The organism is Tessaracoccus antarcticus (assembly GCF_003688855.1).
Classification (GTDB): Bacteria; Actinomycetota; Actinomycetes; order Propionibacteriales; family Propionibacteriaceae; genus Arachnia; species Arachnia antarctica.
Window position 1 is genome coordinate 1,280,437 of the sequence record NZ_REFW01000001.1, and the last position, 17,853, is coordinate 1,298,289.

General features: G+C 67.3%; 18 protein-coding genes. 11 read left to right on the plus strand and 7 right to left on the minus strand.

The features are described from left to right. Nucleotides 1–4: 4 nt before the first annotated feature. Nucleotides 5–517 (plus strand): SigE family RNA polymerase sigma factor, encoded by a 513-nt coding sequence (locus EAX62_RS05505; RefSeq protein ID WP_121900590.1) that lies wholly within the window; start codon nt 5–7, stop codon nt 515–517. Beyond that, nucleotides 514–2,487, plus strand: coding sequence for a hypothetical protein (locus EAX62_RS05510; RefSeq protein WP_121900591.1), 1,974 nt, complete (start codon nt 514–516; stop codon nt 2,485–2,487). The genes EAX62_RS05505 and EAX62_RS05510 overlap by 4 nt, the downstream gene beginning before the upstream one ends. 64 nt (nt 2,488–2,551) lie before the next feature. Here EAX62_RS05510 and EAX62_RS05515 read toward each other — a convergent pair whose 3' ends face one another. Both EAX62_RS05515 and EAX62_RS05520 read right to left on the minus strand, forming a co-directional pair. Next, nucleotides 2,552–3,109, minus strand: a complete 558-nt coding sequence (locus tag EAX62_RS05515; RefSeq protein WP_121900592.1) for a nucleoside/nucleotide kinase family protein — start codon at nt 3,107–3,109, stop codon at nt 2,552–2,554. Further along, the gene (locus EAX62_RS05520; protein ID WP_121901034.1) at nt 3,106–3,381 is read right to left on the minus strand and encodes a metal-sensitive transcriptional regulator; all 276 of its coding nucleotides are present in this window, start codon (nt 3,379–3,381) and stop codon (nt 3,106–3,108) included. Before EAX62_RS05520 ends, EAX62_RS05515 begins: the two co-directional genes overlap by 4 nt. A gap of 72 nt (nt 3,382–3,453) precedes the next feature. Here EAX62_RS05520 and trxA point away from each other — a divergent pair, with 72 nt between their 5' ends. Continuing rightward, nucleotides 3,454–3,828, plus strand: a complete 375-nt coding sequence (trxA, locus tag EAX62_RS05525) for a thioredoxin (protein WP_121900593.1) — start codon at nt 3,454–3,456, stop codon at nt 3,826–3,828. Continuing rightward, nucleotides 3,825–5,489, plus strand: a complete 1,665-nt coding sequence (locus EAX62_RS05530) for an FAD-dependent oxidoreductase (protein ID WP_121900594.1) — start codon at nt 3,825–3,827, stop codon at nt 5,487–5,489. Before trxA ends, EAX62_RS05530 begins: the two co-directional genes overlap by 4 nt. Before the next feature lie 185 nt (nt 5,490–5,674). On the opposite strand, the gene EAX62_RS05535 is transcribed toward EAX62_RS05530, so the two are convergent. Continuing rightward, nucleotides 5,675–6,343: a TetR/AcrR family transcriptional regulator gene (locus EAX62_RS05535; protein WP_121900595.1), complete on the minus strand. Its 669-nt coding sequence runs from the start codon at nt 6,341–6,343 to the stop codon at nt 5,675–5,677. Between the two features lie 395 nt (nt 6,344–6,738). Here EAX62_RS05535 and EAX62_RS05540 point away from each other — a divergent pair, with 395 nt between their 5' ends. The 7 genes from EAX62_RS05540 (at nt 6,739) to EAX62_RS05570 (ending at nt 14,406) form a co-directional block, all read left to right on the plus strand. Then, nucleotides 6,739–8,151, plus strand: coding sequence for a nitronate monooxygenase (locus EAX62_RS05540; RefSeq protein ID WP_233557816.1), 1,413 nt, complete (start codon nt 6,739–6,741; stop codon nt 8,149–8,151). Between the two features lie 28 nt (nt 8,152–8,179). Next, on the plus strand, nt 8,180–9,340 hold the full coding sequence (locus EAX62_RS05545; protein ID WP_121900596.1) for a hypothetical protein: 1,161 nt from the start codon (nt 8,180–8,182) through the stop codon (nt 9,338–9,340). 113 nt (nt 9,341–9,453) lie between these two features. Continuing rightward, a complete protein-coding gene (locus tag EAX62_RS05550) occupies nt 9,454–10,947 on the plus strand; it encodes a methylmalonyl-CoA carboxytransferase subunit 5S (protein WP_121901036.1) in 1,494 nt (497 codons plus the stop codon). A 13-nt stretch (nt 10,948–10,960) separates the two neighbouring features. After that, a complete protein-coding gene (locus tag EAX62_RS05555; RefSeq protein WP_121900597.1) occupies nt 10,961–12,517 on the plus strand; it encodes an acyl-CoA carboxylase subunit beta in 1,557 nt (518 codons plus the stop codon). A 17-nt stretch (nt 12,518–12,534) separates the two neighbouring features. Further along, nucleotides 12,535–12,795 (plus strand): hypothetical protein, encoded by a 261-nt coding sequence (locus EAX62_RS05560; RefSeq protein ID WP_121900598.1) that lies wholly within the window; start codon nt 12,535–12,537, stop codon nt 12,793–12,795. A gap of 19 nt (nt 12,796–12,814) precedes the next feature. Beyond that, complete coding sequence (locus EAX62_RS05565; RefSeq protein WP_121900599.1) at nt 12,815–13,171, plus strand: biotin/lipoyl-containing protein; 357 nt, start codon at nt 12,815–12,817, stop codon at nt 13,169–13,171. 95 nt (nt 13,172–13,266) lie between these two features. Further along, nucleotides 13,267–14,406 (plus strand): iron-containing alcohol dehydrogenase, encoded by a 1,140-nt coding sequence (locus EAX62_RS05570; RefSeq protein ID WP_121900600.1) that lies wholly within the window; start codon nt 13,267–13,269, stop codon nt 14,404–14,406. 23 nt (nt 14,407–14,429) lie between these two features. On the opposite strand, the gene EAX62_RS05575 is transcribed toward EAX62_RS05570, so the two are convergent. The 4 genes from EAX62_RS05575 to phoU form a co-directional block, all read right to left on the minus strand. Then, complete coding sequence (locus EAX62_RS05575) at nt 14,430–15,173, minus strand: SDR family NAD(P)-dependent oxidoreductase (protein ID WP_121900601.1); 744 nt, start codon at nt 15,171–15,173, stop codon at nt 14,430–14,432. 82 nt (nt 15,174–15,255) lie between these two features. After that, nucleotides 15,256–16,005 carry a phosphoglyceromutase gene (locus tag EAX62_RS05580; RefSeq protein WP_121900602.1) on the minus strand — a complete coding sequence of 250 codons (750 nt, stop codon included), beginning with the start codon at nt 16,003–16,005 and terminating at the stop codon, nt 15,256–15,258. 32 nt (nt 16,006–16,037) lie between these two features. After that, nucleotides 16,038–17,015, minus strand: a complete 978-nt coding sequence (locus EAX62_RS05585; RefSeq protein WP_147454025.1) for a polysaccharide deacetylase family protein — start codon at nt 17,013–17,015, stop codon at nt 16,038–16,040. 18 nt (nt 17,016–17,033) lie between these two features. Then, entirely contained in the window at nt 17,034–17,699 is a 666-nt protein-coding gene (gene phoU, locus EAX62_RS05595) for a phosphate signaling complex protein PhoU (RefSeq protein WP_121900605.1), read from the minus strand. Nucleotides 17,700–17,853: the final 154 nt, after the last annotated feature.

The window sequence follows — 17,853 nt, forward strand, 5'->3', positions numbered from 1 at the left end:
ACCGATGACGGAATCACTGGTGGACGAGGCCGTGGGCTTCGAGCAGTTCGTGGCCGAACGCGGCCGCGGGCTGCTGCGCGCCGCATGGCTGCTGACCGGTGACCATCATCACGCCGAGGACCTCGTGCAGACCGCGCTCGCCAAGACGTGGGGGCGCTACGCCGCCATGTCCAACGACCACAAGTTCGAGGCCTACGTCCGCACGACCATCTACCGCACGTACGTGTCGTGGTGGCGACGGATGAGCTGGCGCTCGGAGCGGCCCCACGATGACGTACCCGACACGGAAGCCGCTGGCGGCGCTGACGCGCTGCGCGTCGACCTGCTCCGGGCCCTCGACGGGTTGCCGCGCATGCAGCGTGCAGTCCTCACCCTCCGGTTCGTCGACGACATGCCCACCGCTGAGGTGGCCCACGTCCTCGGGATACCGGAAGGCACGGTCAAATCCCACTCCCACCGCGGTTGCGCAGCACTGCGCGGCTCGGTCCATCTCGCCGGACAAGAGGTGACACCATGAACGACCCCGAAATCCACGATCCTGATATCTCCGACAACCTGCGCCGCATCGTCCCCGACGACCTGTCGCCCGCACGCCTGGTCGACGGCGCACGCCGGAAGCGCGCCAGGCGCAATGGCGTGGTGGGGGCCCTCGCGGCTCTGGCGCTGGTGGCCGTCGCCGTGCCCGTGGCCCTCAACCTTCCGGCGGACGGGCCCACCGTCGCCCAGCCCGCGACCACAACGTCGCAGACTCCGGACGTGCGGCAGGGCGAGGAACCGGGCGGAGTGCCCAGCCTCCCGGGCGCCCGTGCCTGCTACAACGACGACGGCACACCGATCAGTTGGTCCCAGGTCCAGACCGGTCCAGCGGAGCCCGGGGCAGTGAAGGCCTGGTTCTGCGGCGACTACTCGCCCGAGACCGGCATAGGGTTCGTCGGCCCCATCGAACCGCTGACGTCCGGGCTGGACACCCTCATCGCGGATGTCCAGGCCGCCGACGTCATCGACCTCACCGTCACGAGTTGCCTGGCCGACTACAACCTGTCCTTCAATGCCGTCTTCGAGTACCCCGACGGCTCCCGTCGCATCATTGGGGGCGATCGCCACGGTTGTCGCACCACCTACGACGGTGGCGTCGCCCGGGCTGGCGCGGACGAGTTCTACGGGGCGCTGTACAACGCCTGGGTGAAGCAGCGTCAGAGCGACACCGGCGACTGGGTGGTGCCCAACATCTGCCCCGGACCGCTGTCGCTCATCGAGATGAATCCGTGGGATGCCGTCCAGGGGTCCCTGTGCGGTGAGGGCACCGACGGTTCGCGATCAGCCACGTACCTCAGCGACGCCCTCGTCGCCGAGGTGACGAAATCCATGCGGGCCTCGCTCGAGCCACCGGAAGAGAACACACCGCAACCGACGTCGTCCGCGCCGGAGCAGCGCATCTGGTTGACGCTGTCCAACAAGTTCACGGACTACCTGAGCCTGGTGCGGCACGAGGACGGCTTGTACCGCGCCCGCGACGGGGAGGGCCAGGAGTGGTTCTGGAAGCCGTCGGAGGCGCTGTCAGCGAAGCTGGATGCGGCCCTCGAGGAGGCCGGTCCCACCGACGTTCCCCCTGCGGGTCAGCCAGTGGGTCCGGGGTCCAGTGCTGCACCTGAGCCGACGACGGATCCCGGCCACACCAGTGACGCTCCCCAGCCCTACGTCGCCGAGGGGTGCAAGGACGCAGCCTCCGGCGATCTGGCGTCCACTGAACTGCCCGATGGCGCGCTGCCTGAGGATGCCGAGCGCGTCTGGTTGTGCGCCAGCGGCGAGATGCAGGTGGGATCCCCGGCGCCGCCACTGGAACCCCTGGAGGAAGCCGGCCTGGTCTCCCAGGCCGCCGCAGCCTTCAACGACCTCTCGCCTGTGCCTGAGGACCAGGCCTGCACCATGGAACTCGGCCCCGCCTACCTGGTGGTCCACGAGTATGCCGACGGCACGCGCCACGCCGTCGAACTGCAGGAGTATGGCTGCCATCTGGTGATTGGGGGAGCAACAGTCAAGGGCAACAGCGAGCTCTACAAGGAGAAGCTCCTGGAGCTGTGGCGCCAGCAGCGCGCGGACCTCGACACGGCGCAGACCCGCCCCGGGCCTTTGTGCCCGCTGACCGGTTCGGTGTTTTCCCTCCTCTCGGAGAATGTGACAGCTACCTCCGGTGTGACGTGTGTCGCGACCGGTGCCGGCAATGACTCCAGTACCGCCGCCCACGAAGCGGCCATCCCGGCGGAGCTTCTGGCACAGATCAACACCGGAATTGCCAGCGCGCCACTGGGGGTGCCGGCGGTGGCACCCGACGGCGACAGCATCGTCCTCCTGACCAAGGCCGGGGACCCGTTCGTCCTGTACCGCCTCGAAGACGGGACGTTCTACTGGAGCGAAGGTGAGTATGCGAGGCTCTGGACCCCGATGGCCGGTACGGCAGAGGTGCTGACGCCACTGTTCGGGAAGTGAGCGGAGAAGCCGAGCATGAGCTGACGACGAGGCGCGCCCAGTGGGCGCGCCTCGTCGGGACAGTTCAGGTGTTGAGGATCACGTCGGCGTGTGCGCGGGTGTCCTCGGCTTTGAAGAGTTCGTCCTCCTGCAACGCCCACCGTTCCCAGTGGGGGCGGAAGGACTCGCCGTCGCGCTCGAGGCCGCGGGCCATCCGCACATCCCGGTCAGCCTCGACCCAGGCCAGGGCCGACAGGTGGGGGCGACAACGCCGCGACCCGCACCCCACGCCCTCCACCACCACCCACTCGGCGACGGGCACCTCGACCCATTCCGCACGCTCTCCCGCCAGCCAGTCCCAGCGGTGGAAGCCGCCATCAACTCCACGCGCCAGCTGTTCCAGCACGAGGCCGCTCACGAGTTCCACGGCCTCGGCAAGGCCGTCCCAGCCGGGGAAGATGTCGTCCATGTGGACCACGTGCGGGCGGGTGCCGGTGCGCGCGGCGAGTTCGTCGGCGACGTGCTGGGACAGGGTGGTCTTGCCCGAGCCGGAGGGTCCGTCGATGGCGACGACACGCGGGGCGCCGGCGGGTGGGGCAGTGGAGAGGGCCTGCGCCAGGAGCAGGTCGAGCAGACCCGTCACGAGAGTGTCAGGAAGAGCTTCTCCAGCTCATCGGGGGTCATGTCGGCGTCGGGGCCATCGCCCACGAGGCAGTTGCGCATCGCGCTGGAGATGATGGAGTAGCCGGCCTTGTCCAGGGCGGAGGAGACGGCAGAGAGTTGGGTGACGACGTCGCGGCAGGGTGCGCCGGACTCGACCTTCTCGATGACCGCGTTCAGCTGCCCGCGGGCACGCTTGAGCCTGTTCAGAATCTTGCGCTGCGCCTCGATCGTCGCGGCGTCGGTGGGGTCCATGACCATCTCCTCCCGTATCGGCAATACCCTACCGGGTTTGCACGAGCATACCCCCAGGGGTATAGTTTTGCCATGGCAACCATTACTGTGAACAGCGATACCTTCAAGCAGACCACTTCCCAGGGCACTGTCCTGGTCGACTTCTGGGCCTCATGGTGCGGCCCGTGCCGAACCTTCGGCCCGGTCTTCGAGGCATCGTCGGAGACGCACACTGACATCACCTTCGCGAAGGTGGACACCGAGGCCAACCAGGAACTCTCCGGCTCGCTGGGGATCATGAGCATCCCGACGCTGATGGCCTTCCGCGACGGCATCCTGCTGTACTCGCAGCCGGGTGCCCTGCCGAAGAAGTCTCTGGAGGAGCTGATCGGCAAGATTCGTGAGGTGGACATGGACGACGTGCGTCGCCAGCTCGACGAGGCCGAGAAGCAGGCTGACGCCAAGTGAGGCTCGTGGTGGTCGGCGGTGTCGCCGGCGGCATGAGCGCGGCGGCCCGGGCCCGTCGGCTCTCCGAGGATGCCGACATCATCGTTTTGGAACGTGGGGGAGAGGTGTCCTTTGCCAATTGTGGCCTGCCGTACTTCGTGGGGGGCGAGATCCAGGATGAGGCGCAGTTGCTCGTCCAGACCCCCGCCGGTCTCAGGGCCAGTCTCGGCATTGACGTTCGCGTCAACACCGACGTGGTGGCCCTCGACCCGAGCGCCCGGACGCTCACCATCTCCGACGAGAACGGTCGATCGCAGCTCACCTACGACCACCTCATTCTGTCCCCGGGCGCCTCGGCCATCCGGCCGCCACTGGCCGGGCTGGACTCGCCCCGCGTCCACACGCTGCGTACGGTGCCCGACGCCGTCGCACTGAAGGCCGCGACGCGGGGTGCCGCTACGGCCGTGGTGCTCGGTGCCGGCTTCATCGGCCTTGAGGCGGCCGAGGCGTTGCAGGCCCGCGGTATCAGGACGTCCGTGGTGGAGCTCGCGCCGCACGTCCTGCCGCCGTTGGAGGCGGAGATGGCCCAGTTGGTCCGCGACGAACTCCTCAGGCTCGGTATCGACGTGCGCGATGGCGTCTCGGCCACCTCAGTGGAGAAGGGCGCGCAGAACGACGTGGTCATACTCTCCGACGGCACCAGGATCAGCGCCGACATCATCGTCTTGTCCGTGGGCGTCCGCCCCGACACGTTGCTGTGGGAGCAGGCGGGTGTCTCCTGCGAACGCGGGGCCATCCTCACCGACGAGATGGGCCACACATCGGTGGAGGGCATCTGGGCCGTCGGCGACGCCACCGCGAGCGCCGACCTCGTGACCGGCGCCCGCAGACCGGTGGCGCTGGCGGGTCCCGCCAACCGTGCGGGTCGGCTGGTGGCAGATGCCATCATGGGCCGCCGCGGGCATGCGTTGCCGAGCCTGGCGGGGACTGCCATCGTCCGTGTGGGGGAGCTCACCGTCGCACTGACGGGGGCGAATCGTCGCGCACTCGACGATGCGGGCCTTGAGTACCACACGGTGCACCTGCACCCCCTCAACCATGCCGGCTACTTCCCGGGCGCCTCGCAGATCCACCTTCTGCTCCATTTCGGCAGCGACGGGCGTGTTCTGGGGGCGCAGGCCATCGGGAACGACGGCGTGGACAAGCGCATTGACGTTCTCTCGGTCGCGATCAAGGCAGGGTTCACCGTGCGGGACCTCGTGGACCTCGACCTCGCCTACTCGCCGCCCTACGGGTCAGCCAAGGACCCCGTCAACATGGCGGGCATGATGGCGTGCAACGTGCTGGATGGCACCCTCACGCTCTGGCACGCCTCCGACATCGACGATGTGCTGGCCACGGCACTCGTCCTCGACGTGCGCAGCGCTGCGGAGGTGGCGGAAGGTTCCCTGCCGGGTGTCCTCAACATCCCCCACACTGAACTCCGCGACAGGATGGGCGAGGTTCGTGAGGCCGCGGACGGCAGGCCGGTGCGCGTGCTGTGTGCCTCGGGCGTCCGCTCGTACCTGGCGCAGCGTCAGCTCGTGCACGCAGGGTTCGACGCCGCCAACCTCTCCGGAGGCATGCTCACTCTGATCGCCGGGCTCGGCGCACGGGCATCACAACTCATCACAACGAACTGAAACGAAAGAGGAACAAACAATGTGTCGTGCAGTCAATTGCCGAAAGTGTGGAAAGACGACGTGGGCCGGGTGCGGTCAGCACGTGGAGCAGGTTCTGCGCAATGTGCCCAGAGCCAACCGCTGTCAGGGGCATGCCGCAGAGCCCAGAGTCGGATTCTGGTCCAGGATCCTCGGCTGAGCCGAGGCTACGAGGCCTTCCGCAAATCGCTGTCGCTGTCGCCGGCCTGCCCGATGGCGGACATGCCCGTAGCCCATGCAGGCGGTGCGACGGGGCCGTGCTGGACGAAGGACTCCGTCAGGATGTCCAACGTCGACTCCTGGACATCCTGGGGGAAGTAGGGCACGGCGATCGACAGGCTTGCCAGCCCATGGATGCCCGCCCAGTAGGCGAACGCCAGGGGCAGGACTGAGGGATCCGAGGCGTGCGCGCCGTGGATCTCCCCGAGGTCCTGCAACAGCGACTGGAATCCTGTTCCGTGGAGCGTTGAGGCGTTGGGGTCATCGGCTTTGCGGGGCTGGCTGAACAAGACGGTGTAGGCGTCGGGGTTCTCCTGTGCCCAGGCAAGGTAGGCGCGGCCACGCTCCATCAACCGTTCCCGGGGGGAAGCGATGGGTGCACAGGAGGCTTCAACTTCCTCTGACCAGGCGATGTAGGCGCGCCTACTGGCGGCCCTCTCCAGGGACGCGAGGTCGCCGAAGTGGTGGTAGAGGGTGGGGGGAGTGCATCGAGCCTTCTCGCAGACGGCGGCGATCGTCAGGCGCTCACCCTGCGGCGTCTCCACGAGCAGTTGCCAGCAGGCATCCAGTAGACGCTTCTTGCCGTCCGCGCTATCGCCCGGGGGTCTGCCTGCCATGATTGCTCCGCTCGTGAATGGGGGTTCAGGAGCAAACTATAGACGGCCAACACATATTCGACACAATGCAGACGGCCCTGATCGCGCCTTTTGTTCACTGTCTCCCGAAGTGGATTACCGACTGAGTTCGGAGGATATAAACGGGGGGCTTTATTCGTCCGGAATTCAGGGGCGGACAGGGTGGCGAAAAGCGCTGGCCGGGGGGCGGACACACAACGTGCAGAGGAACCGCTCATCCCTCGTGGATCCCGGGGATCTCCTCGACGGTGCTCCGCGATCCCGGCGAGCATGGCCGCGACCTTCTCTGGTGTTCGAAGGGGGCGCTGACCTACGCCACCGTAGGTTACGTTAGCGTAGGGATTCGATTCGTTCATTCTTCGACTGGGAGTTCCTCCGTGGCAATCACACATCCCCCCGTGGTGATCCAGGGCGGCATGGGCATCGCCGTGTCAGCCTGGCAACTGGCCCGCGAGGTGTCGCTCTGCGGCCAGCTCGGCGTGGTCTCCGGCACGGCGCTCGACGGCGTGCTCGCCCGCGTACTGCAGGACGGGGACCAAGGTGGTCACCGCCGCCGCGCCTTGTCCCACTTCCCGTCGCCCGACATGGCGCAGCGCGTGCTCGACCGGTACTTCCTCGAGGGGGGCCGTCCGCCGGGACAGCCGTACCGTCCGCACCCCACCCTGACCATCGCGCCTGCCCGCGACGCCATCGAACTGAGCCTGCTGGGGAACTTCTCCGAGGTCTGGCTGGCCAAGGAGGGTCATGCCGGCGAGGTCGGCATCAACATGCTGGAGAAGGTCCAGACGGCCAACACCTCCGCCATCCTCGGTGCCATGATCGCCGACGTCGACTACGTGATCATGGGCGCCGGAGTGCCCCGGGAGATTCCCCGACTGCTCACCGACTTCGCTGCCGGCCACACCGGGCACCTCACCATCGACGTGGCAGGCTCCGCCACCGTGCACCGCGCGAGCCTCGACCCCGTCGACCACCTTGGCCCGGATCTTCCGGCGCTGCGCCGCCCACACTTCCTGGCCATCGTGTCGCTCCACGTCCTGGCCGACTACCTCAACCGCGACCCGGAGATCCGACCCGACGGGTTCATCGTCGAGGGTCCCCGCGCCGGTGGCCACAGCTCTCCGCCCCGGGGCAGGCTGGTACTCGACGACATTGGCGAACCCGTGTACGGCTCCAGGGACGAGGCCGACCTCACCAGGGTGGCCGCCGTCGGGTTGCCGTTCTGGCTTGCCGGAGGCTATGCGACGCCCGAGAAGGTGGCGCAGGCACTGGCTGCGGGAGCCGCCGGCGTGCAGACGGGCACCCTGTTCGCCATGGCCGAGGAGTCCGGACTGACCCCAACCCTCCGGAAGACGCTGGTGTCCCAACTGGCCGACGGGTCACTCGTCGTCCGCAACGACCCCCGGGCCTCGCCCACGGGGTTCCCGTTCAAGGTGGCCGAACTGCAGCCCACACAGGAGGACGCGAAGCCCAGGGAGCGGATCTGCGACCTCGGGTATCTCCGCGTGCCCGTGGAGCGCGCCGACAAAACGGTGGCCTACCGCTGCCCGTCGGAACCCACCCACATGTACATCCGCAAGGGCGGCAGCCTGGAGGACACCGTGGGTCGCCAGTGCCTCTGCAACGCACTGATGGCCAACGTGGGTCTGGGCCAACTGCGCCGGGGCGGTTATGAGGAGGAGCCCGCCGTCACGCTCGGCCAGGACCTCGCGGGCGCGGAACAGCTCCAGAGCCTCCACCCCGGTGGATGGACTGCCCGGCAGGCCGTGGACTGGCTTCTCCCGGCCTGACAAGGAGGGGCCGCAGTCCTTCCCCTGCATGCTTCCCTCGGCTACAGTGCTGGAAAGTGGCCCTGACTACACCTCGGACAGGACGGCTCTGTGTGGGGCGTCCGACGACTGCTCGATCACCATCGCCGACAAGCCGTTCACCCTCGTCGAGGCCAAGGACAAGGCGACCGTGCAGGTGAAGGGCAAGCCGGGGGTCACCAGCACCCTGCAGATGTACACCGTTGAACTGTCGCAGTTCCCCGGGCTGTTGGGCAGCGTCCGTGCCTACGGCTCACCGGTGTCATTCACCACGAATGGTGCAGGAACCGCGACCGTCAAGGTGGCGATCTCTTTGTTGAAGGCCCCGGACACGGCCGCCACCCGCGTCGCGTTCCAGCTCACGGGCGCCACACTGGCCTCGATCCAGAACCATGCCATTGACGCTGAGAACGGCGACGGTCTTCCCGACTTCACCCGCGTCCGGTCAGCCCGCGGCGGCGACGCCACCTACTCCCAGACCGTCACCGATGGCCTGCTCGACATGCGGGTGGCCGGGGGCCTCACGGGCGACATCTATGGTGTCCAGATCGCGGCACTCAGCAGCGGAGAGTGGCGCGACATCACCGACATGCGGATCCCCTTCAACGGCATCGTGTTCGAGGACGGCTACGCAGACGTGTACGCCGACGTGTCGGGTTTCGCCGACGGAGACTACGAGGTGCGGGTGTTCAACCGCACCAGGGGCATCTACGACCTCAGCACCACGTCCATCGACCAGGGTGTGCTCACCATCGAGAAGAACATCTACGTCACCGAGGGTGAGCACCTCAAGAACGGTCGCAGGTGGCGCACCACGTGCGAGCCCTACTCCCAGACGGCCCGGTGCCGCACCGAGATCTGGGCCACGACCCTGGAGAACAAGGCGGGCACGATCGTCCAGCGCACGGGCTGGGCGTTCAACAACCTCACGTACAAGGAGTCCGCGCGCTCCCTGTGGAAGGGCAACCCGCTGGGGAACAAGGGAACCTACGCACTCAACGGCCGGAAGTGGCGCACCGAGTGCGACACGCCCGCCACCGGCGGCAACGGCTGCCGCAGCTTCATCACCACCACCGTGGTGGAGGCTGTCAGGTCGGGCCGCGGCACCACCTACAGACTGGTGACCAGGGAGGTCTTCAACAACATCGTGTTGTTCGAATCCGCCAGGTGACCACAACCGTGCTGCCGGTCCTCCATGGGGGCCGGCAGCACCGTCGTTTCCGGGCATCGATTTAGGTGGGGGCGCCTCAGTGACGGAGGGTGGCCCATGGTTGGATGGTGACCATGAGTCCACGAAAGATCGGTGTCACCGAGCTGGCTCTCCGTGACGCCCACCAGAGCCTGATGGCCACCCGCATGGCCATGGAAGACATGGTCGAAGCCTGCGAGGACATCGACAAGGCCGGTTACTGGTCAGTCGAGTGCTGGGGCGGGGCGACGTTCGACGCCTGCATCCGATTCCTCAACGAAGACCCCTGGGAACGGCTGCGCACCTTCCGCAAGCTGATGCCCAACTCGCGCCTGCAGATGCTGCTGCGCGGACAGAACCTGCTGGGCTACCGCCACTACGAAGACATGGTTGTCGACGAGTTCGTCGAGAAGTCCGCCGAAAACGGCATGGACGTCTTCCGCGTGTTCGACGCGCTGAACGACCCCCGCAACATGGCCCAGGCCATGGCTGCCGTCAAGAAGGTTGGCAAGCACGCCCAGGGCACCATCTGCTACACCATGTCCCCGGTCCACACCGTTGAGGGCTTCATCAAGTCCGCCGGACGTCTGCTCGACATGGGCGCCGAGTCCATCGCACTGAAGGACATGGCCGCCCTGCTGCAGCCGCAGCAGGCCTACGACATCGTCAAGGGCATCAAGGACACCTACGGTGACGTGCAGATCAACGTCCACTGCCACTCGACCACCGGGGTGACGCTCGTCAGCCTCATGAAGGCCATCGAGGCCGGCGCCGACGTCGTCGACACCGCCATCTCCTCGATGTCGCTCGGCCCGGGGCACAACCCCACAGAGTCCCTCGTGGCGATGCTTGAGGGCACCGACTACACCACCGGCCTCGACATGGACCGTCTGCTGTCGATCCGCGACCACTTCGCCAAGGTCCGCCCCAAGTACTCCGAGTTCGAGTCCGCCACGCTGGTGGACACCGACATCTTCTCCAGCCAGATCCCCGGCGGCATGCTCTCCAACATGGAGGGCCAGTTGAAGGCCCAAGGTGCCGGCGACCGCATCCGTGAGGTCATGGAGGAGGTCCCGCGGGTCAAGGCTGACGCAGGCCACCCGCCGCTGGTCACCCCGTCCTCCCAGATCGTGGGCACCCAGGCCGTGTTCAACGTGCTCATGGGCCGCTACAAGGTCATGACCGGCGAGTTCGCCGACCTCATGCTCGGCTACTACGGCAAATGCCTCGGAGACCCGAACCCCGAGGTCGTCGAAATGGCCAGGAAGCAGACCAAGAAGGACCCCATCACGGTGCGTCCCGGCGACCTGCTGAAGCCCGAATGGGATGAGCTCGTCAGCCAGGCCGAGGGCCTCGAGGGTTACAACGGCACCGAGGAGGACGTTCTCACCAACGCCATGTTCCCCGGCGTGGCGCCCAAGTTCTTCAAGGAGCGTCCCGAGGGTCCGAAGAACGTCGGCAAGACGGCGGAGCAGCTGAATACCGAGAAGGTGGCAGCCAACGCCAAGTCCAAGGGCATCCAGGGTCCCGCCAAGTACAACGTCACCGTCGGGGGTCGCTCACACAGCGTCTCCGTCGAGCCAGTCTGAGGAGTGTCACTAGATGAGCAAGCAACACACGATGGCTGAGCGCCTCGAGCAGCTGCACGATCGTCGCGCCGAGGTAGAGGCCGGCGGCGGGCAGGACAAACTGGAGAAGCAGCGCGCCAAGGGCAAAATGACCGCCCGCGATCGCATCGCCTCCCTGATCGACGAGGGGTCCTTCCAGGAGACCGGTGCATTCCGCCGCAACCGGACCACCACGTTCGGGATGGACAAGGCGGACATGCCTGCCGACGGTGTGGTCACCGGATCCGCGTACGTGATGGGACGCCCCGTCCACCTGGCCAGCCAGGACTTCACCGTCATGGGTGGATCCGCCGGTGAGGCCCACTCCATCAAGGTCACCGAGGCGCTCAAGTCGTCGCTGATGACCGGTACGCCGTTCGTCTTCATCAACGACTCCGGTGGCGCCCGCGTCCAGGAGGGCATCGACTCCCTCTCCGGCTACGGCAAGGTCTTCTACGCCAACGTGCTGCTCTCGGGCGCCGTGCCGCAGATCTCGATCATCGCCGGCCCCTGCGCAGGTGGCGCCGCGTACTCCCCGGCTCTGACCGACTTCATCATCCAGACCCGCAAGGCCCACATGTTCATCACGGGCCCGAGCGTCATCAAGCAGGTCACGGGCGAGGAGGTCACGCAGGACCAGCTCGGCGGTGCCGACGCGCACATGTCACGCTCCGGCGTTGTCCACTTCGTGGCCGACGACGACGAGCAGGCCATCCTCATCGCTCAGAAGCTCCTGAGCTTCCTGCCGCAGAACAACACCGAGGACGCCCCCATCGTCAACCCCGACGATGTGGTGGAGTCCAACCCGAAGCTGCGGGACATCATCCCCGTGGAAAGCCGCAAGGGCTACGACGTCCGCAAGGTCATCGCCGAGATCGTCGACCACCAGGACTTCCTGGAGGTGCAGGCCGGCTGGGCCATGAACATCGTCGTGGGCTTCGGCCGCGTCGTGGGCCGCACGGTGGGCATCATCGCCAACCAGCCCTCGGTGATGTCCGGGTCCCTGGACATCGACTCCTCGGACAAGGCCAGCAAGTTCGTCCGGTTCTGCAACGCCTTCAACATCCCGCTGGTCACGCTCGTCGACGTGCCGGGCTTCCTGCCCGGCGTGGCGCAGGAACACAGCGGCATTATCCGCCACGGCGCGAAGATGCTCTACGCCTACTCCGCCGCGACCGTCCCGAAGATCACCGTCGTGCTCCGCAAGGCCTACGGCGGCGCCTACCTGGCGATGTGCTCCAAGGACCTCGGGGCCGACAAGGTGTTCGCATGGCCCACCGCGGAGATCGCCGTCATGGGTGCCGAGGGTGCGGCGGGCGTTGTCTTCCGTCGCGAGATCGAGGCGGCCGAGGACAAGGACGCCAAGCGCAACGAACTGGTGGAGGAGTACCGCGAAACCTTCTCGACGCCCTACATGGCCGCAAGCCGTGGGCTCGTGGACGACATCATCGATCCCGCCGACACCCGTCGCGAGATTGCCATGGCCCTGGAACTGCTCGTCGGGAAGCGTGAGATTCGCCCGGCGAAGAAGCACGGCCTCGGCCCGGCCTGATCGAAAAGGTGAAAACGATGAACGACATGTCCCCTGAGGAACTCAGGGCAACCATTGCGTCGCTGACACAACAGATGCAGGCGCTGCAGGAACGGGTCACCACGCTGGAGGGCCACGAGAGGGTACCTGAGGCAGACCTCGTGCTCATCGGGGCTGCAGTGGCCGCCTACTTCGGCCACAAGGCCAAGGTGCGGGCCATCCGGTACGGGTCCCAGGCACGCTGGGCCGCCGCCAGCCGCGGTAGGGTCCACGACCGCACCGTCCCCCATTCACGCTGATCGACGCAAGGAGAATCCCATGAAGCTGAAGGTGACCGTCAACCAGACGGAATACGAGATCGACGTGGAGGTGGAGGAGGAGGAACGACAGAACCTCGGCCCCATCATCATCGGCGGGACCGGTAGCCATGCCGTACCCACCACCGCGTCCGTGAGTGCTGTCAGCTCCAACGCCGTCGTGGCGCCGCTGGCGGGCTCCGTGGCGCGCATCAACGTGGCGGAGGGTGACGAGATCACGGCCGGCCAGGTCCTGCTCGTTCTCGAGGCCATGAAGATGGAGACCGAGATCACGGCACCGTCCGCCGGAAAGGTGTCCGCCGTCCTGGTGGAGCCCGGCGACCCGGTACAGGGTGGTCAGGCGCTCATCGAGCTCTGATCCACACCGTAGCCACAAACGCCCCGCCGACACCTGTCGGTGGGGCGTTCTCATGGGGCAGGCACGGGTGACCCATTGATGGCACAGTGTCGCCCATGAACGCATTCACCTTTGCCACGGCCACCACGATTGCCTTCGGTGCGGGTGTGGTGGCGCAGCTGGACGCGCACAGCCGACGGCTGGGGGGCCGCGCGTTCCTGATCACCGGTGGGTCGCCGGACCGGACGGCGCAGTTCACCGCGTCGCTGCCAGTGGTGGGCACGTACGCGCTCCCCGGTGAGCCCACGTTCGAGGACGCCCGTGATGCGGTGGCAGCGGCGAGGGCAGCGGGGGCGGACAACGTCATCGGGATCGGCGGGGGAGCAGTGCTGGATCTGGCGAAGGCGGTGGCCATCCTCGTTCTCTCCGATGCGGACCCCATGGAGCACGCGGAGGTGATCGGAGCGGGCCGGCCCCTCCCCGGGCGGGCGTTGCCGTTCATCGCGGTCCCCACGACGGCGGGCACCGGGTCCGAGGTGACCGCGAACGCGGTGCTGACGTCCGTGGAGCATCGTGTGAAGGTGTCGCTCCGGTCGCCCGCGATGCTGGCCGACGTGGCCCTCGTCGACCCGCAACTGGCGCTGAGTTGCCCGCCGCTCGTGACGGCCCATTCCGGGATGGATGCCATCACGCAGTGCCTGGAGCCCCTGACCTCGCGGTTCGCCAACCCCATGGTCGACGCACTGTCCACGGCGGGACTGCGCGCGGGGGGACGTGCCATGGTGCGGGCCGTGGAGAACGGCGACGACCTGGAGGCGCGCACAGACATGGCGTTGTGTTCGCTCATGGGCGGGCTGTCGCTGGCCAACGCGAAGCTGGGGGCGGTGCACGGCCTGGCCGGGGTACTGGGTGGAGTCACGGGGGCTCCGCACGGGGCGATCTGCGCGGCGCTCCTGCGGAGCACGACGGCCGCCAATATTGCGGCGCTGCAGGAACGCGACCCCCGTAACCCTGCGCTGGATGCCTACGCCAGGGCGGCGGAGGCACTCACTGGAGAACCTGGACTCCCTGCCCTCGACGCCTGGCTCAGGGCAGTTCAGAACCGGTTGGGGATTGCCGGTCTGGCCGCGTTGGGCGTGCGAGCCGAGGACCACGGGGGAGTCGTCGACGTCGCGATGCAGTCCAGCTCCATGCAGGGCAACCCCGTTGACCTGTCCGCCGACGAACTACTGCACGTCCTGCAGATGAGCAGCTGAGCCGCGACCGCCGGACCCCGCGATCAGACGCGGGTGCGGTGCACGGTCTGTTGGTTCGCCTGCGCGCGCGGACGCACCACCACCGAGTCGATGTTGACGTGCGGCGGGCGCGTGGCCACCCAGACGATGACGTCGGCGACGTCGTCGGCCACGAGCGGCTCGGCCACGCCCTCGTAGACAGCGTCGGCGCGCTTCTCGTCACCGCCGAACCGCGTGAGGGAGAACTCGTCGGTGCGCACCATGCCCGGTGCCACCTCGCAGAACCGGACGGGCTGGTCCACGAGTTCCACCCGGAGGGCGTCCTTGACGAACTTCTCGGCGGCCTTCGCTCCGCAATAACCGGCGCCCCCGGCGTACACGGCCTCCGCAGCGGTGGAGGTGACGAACACGGCCACACCCTCGGCCGCCACCAGGGCAGGCAGGAGGGCCTTGGTGACCCGGGTCGTGCCCACGACGTTCAACTCGAACATCTGCGACCATGCCGTGAGGTCCGCCTCGGACACCGGCTCCATCCCGAAGGCTCCGCCAGCGTTGTTGACCAGCACGTCCAGCCGATCACCGACCGCGTCCACCAGTCGCGCGACATCCGCATCCGAGGTGATGTCACAGGTCACGGCGCGCCCGCCGATCTCCCTGGCCAGGTCCTCGATGCGCTCGGCCCGGCGGGCGGCGCAGATGACGTGGAATCCCTCGGCAGCCAACCGGCGGGCGGTGGCGGCTCCAATCCCGGACGATGCCCCTGTCACAACAGCAGTCTGAACGCTCATGCGTCCCAACCTAGTGCGGTGGCCCGGGAAAGCAACGACCCGACCGGAGTGCCGGTCGGGTCGATGGATGGTTGGCGGGGTGTTACTTCTTTCCCTGGTTCTTCACGGCCTCGATGGACGCGGCTGCGGCCTCGGGGTCGAGGTAGCGGCCACCGACGGTGACGGGCATGTGCTGGTCGTTCAGTTCGTAGTACAGCGGCACACCCGTGGGGATGTTCAGGCCGGCGATGTCCTCGTCGGAGACGTTGTCGAGGTGCTTCACGAGTGCGCGCAGCGAGTTGCCGTGCGCGGCCACCAGGACGGTCTTGCCGGCTTCGAGGTCGGGGATGATGTCGGAGCTCCAGTACGGCAGCATCCGCTTCACGACGTCCTTGAGGCATTCCGTGAGCGGGCGCTCAGCAGCAGGAATGTCGGCGTAGCGCGGGTCGTGGAACTGGCTGTACTCGCTGTCCTGCTCGATGGGCGGCGGCGGGGTGTCGTAGCTGCGGCGCCACTTCATGAACTGCTCTTCGCCGTACTTGTCACGCGTCTGGGTCTTGTCCAGCCCCTGGAGCGCGCCGTAGTGGCGCTCATTGAGGCGCCAGCTGCGGCGCACGGGGATCCAGTGGCGATCGCAGCCATCCAGCGTCAGGTTGGCGGTGTGGATGGCGCGACGCATCAGGGAGGTGTGCAGGACGTCGGGCAGCAGACCTTCGTCCTTCAGCAGCTCGGCTGCGCGCCTTGCCTCTGTCTCGCCCTTGGCGTTGATGTCGACGTCCACCCAACCGGTGAACAGGTTCTTGGCATTCCATTCGCTCTCGCCGTGGCGGAGCAGGATGAGCTTTCCAGTCATGGGGTTCACCCTACCGGCAGCCGCGCACCCCTTCAGGACAGGGTGCCGAACCCGTACCCGGCAGCCTTGTAGGCGTCGATGATCTGTGGCAGCGATGCAACTGTGAGGTCCTTGCCACGGGAGTCGTGGGCCAGCAGGATCACCACCTGCTCGCCGTCGGTGATGGGCTGGGTGGCCATCGCCACCATGGCCGGCACCGTGGTGGGTCGACGCTTCTTGGGCTCGGCGTCCCCGGTCATGGCGTTCCAGTCGATCCAGGTGGCACCCCTGGCCTCCAGCGCGGCGTCGGCGGCTGCCATGTGCTTCCACGACATGTGCCCGCCGGGGTAGCGCCAGGCGGTGGTGGAGAAGTCGGGTCCGAGTACTTCCCGCACCGCGGCCAGGGTCTTGTCGAATTCCGAGGCAACGCGCTCCGCATTGGCGGATCGGCCCGGGTACAACTTCTTGTAGTCGTGGGTGAGGCTGTGCAGGGCGATGCTGTTGCCTTCGGCGACCTCGCGCTTCAGTATCTCGGGGGCCTTGGGCACCTCCTGTCCCACGATGAAGAATGTCGCGTGCACCTGGGCGGCTTTGAGGGCGTCGAGGACCTTGGGGGTGATGAGGTTGCTGGGCCCGTCATCGAAAGTGAGGAACAGAAGTTTGCCGGGTGCCGCGGTGGGATCCTTCACCCAGGCGTGCACCTGAGCCGCGGTGTAGACACCTGAGGCTCCCGGCGCCACGGTGTCGACCGCCGGCGGCGTCGTCGGCGTCGTCGGCGGCGTCGTCGGCGGCTCCGGGGTGGTCATTTCAGGGCTTGGCGACTGCGTGGCCGACTGCTCCGGCGTCACGGGGGTGGTGCGTGTGGGCTTCGCCGCAGGGGGAGTGGTGGCGGCCGGTGCAGGCGGTGGGGCCTGCGCAACCGCGCTGCTGGGGTCGGCAGAGGGTCCCGCGGAGGGCGGCGGACCCGGTGAGCACGCCACGAGGGTGACCGCCACCACGGCCGTACACACCGACATCTTCATCCACGTCATTGAACCCACCATAGGCTCTCAGGCGTTGGGCCAGTCAATGCCCTCCGGTGTGTCGCCGGTGATGATGTAGATGACGCGCCGGGCCACGGCGACGGCGTGGTCGGCGAAGCGCTCGAAGTAGCGGCCGAGCAGTGCTGCGTCGACGGCCTGCTCGGTGGTGCCCTGCCAGCCGCCCGCGAGGATGACGTCGAAGTGTTCGCTGCGCAGCGTGTCCATCTCCGTGTCAATCTGCGCCATCCGGAGAGCGGACTTGGCGTCCCGGTCGCGCAGGCTCGCGGCGGCCAGGTCGATCATCTCGATGCACACCTCGGCCATGCGCTTGAAGTTGGGTTCCAGGTCACTGACAACGGCGTGGTCCGGGTATCGCAGCCGGGCGATCTTGGCGACGTGCGCCGACAGGTCGCCCATGCGGGCCAGTTCGAAAACGACGCGGATGGTGGAGACGATGGTGCGCAACTCACCCGCCACCGGCGCCTGGAGCGCCAGCAGGGAGAGGCACTTGAATTCCAGTTCCTCGTGCAGTTCGTCAAGCCGCGCGTCGCTGGAGATCACTCGTTCGGCCTGGTCCAGATCCGGGTGCAGCAGCGATGACGAGGCCTCCACCATGGCGACCTCCACCAACCCCGCCATCTCGTGGAGCCGGTCCAGCACACTGCTGAGTTCCTCATGGTAGTTGGAACGCATCGTCCGCCCTTCCTCAGTCGTCATCCGTCGCTGATGATCCTATGTGGCCTGATACCGAACCACACTCCAGTCGGGATGAACGGTGTGTGAACGATGGGGGGCAGCGACGCTCGGCCCCGCGGGTGGCCCTGCACCATGCCCCTAGGATGGCCAG

Coding starts and splice junctions, on each gene's coding strand:
- EAX62_RS05505 (WP_121900590.1), top strand. CDS start 5: ATGACGGAATCACTGGTGGACGAGGCCGTGGGCTTCGAGCAGTTCGTG.
- EAX62_RS05510 (WP_121900591.1), top strand. CDS start 514: ATGAACGACCCCGAAATCCACGATCCTGATATCTCCGACAACCTGCGC.
- EAX62_RS05520 (WP_121901034.1), bottom strand. CDS start 3,381: ATGGACCCCACCGACGCCGCGACGATCGAGGCGCAGCGCAAGATTCTG.
- trxA (WP_121900593.1), top strand. CDS start 3,454: ATGGCAACCATTACTGTGAACAGCGATACCTTCAAGCAGACCACTTCC.
- EAX62_RS05535 (WP_121900595.1), bottom strand. CDS start 6,343: ATGGCAGGCAGACCCCCGGGCGATAGCGCGGACGGCAAGAAGCGTCTA.
- EAX62_RS05545 (WP_121900596.1), top strand. CDS start 8,180: ATGCTTCCCTCGGCTACAGTGCTGGAAAGTGGCCCTGACTACACCTCG.
- EAX62_RS05550 (WP_121901036.1), top strand. CDS start 9,454: ATGAGTCCACGAAAGATCGGTGTCACCGAGCTGGCTCTCCGTGACGCC.
- EAX62_RS05555 (WP_121900597.1), top strand. CDS start 10,961: ATGAGCAAGCAACACACGATGGCTGAGCGCCTCGAGCAGCTGCACGAT.
- EAX62_RS05560 (WP_121900598.1), top strand. CDS start 12,535: ATGAACGACATGTCCCCTGAGGAACTCAGGGCAACCATTGCGTCGCTG.
- EAX62_RS05565 (WP_121900599.1), top strand. CDS start 12,815: ATGAAGCTGAAGGTGACCGTCAACCAGACGGAATACGAGATCGACGTG.
- EAX62_RS05570 (WP_121900600.1), top strand. CDS start 13,267: ATGAACGCATTCACCTTTGCCACGGCCACCACGATTGCCTTCGGTGCG.
- EAX62_RS05575 (WP_121900601.1), bottom strand. CDS start 15,173: ATGAGCGTTCAGACTGCTGTTGTGACAGGGGCATCGTCCGGGATTGGA.
- EAX62_RS05580 (WP_121900602.1), bottom strand. CDS start 16,005: ATGACTGGAAAGCTCATCCTGCTCCGCCACGGCGAGAGCGAATGGAAT.
- EAX62_RS05585 (WP_147454025.1), bottom strand. CDS start 17,015: ATGACGTGGATGAAGATGTCGGTGTGTACGGCCGTGGTGGCGGTCACC.
- phoU (WP_121900605.1), bottom strand. CDS start 17,699: ATGCGTTCCAACTACCATGAGGAACTCAGCAGTGTGCTGGACCGGCTC.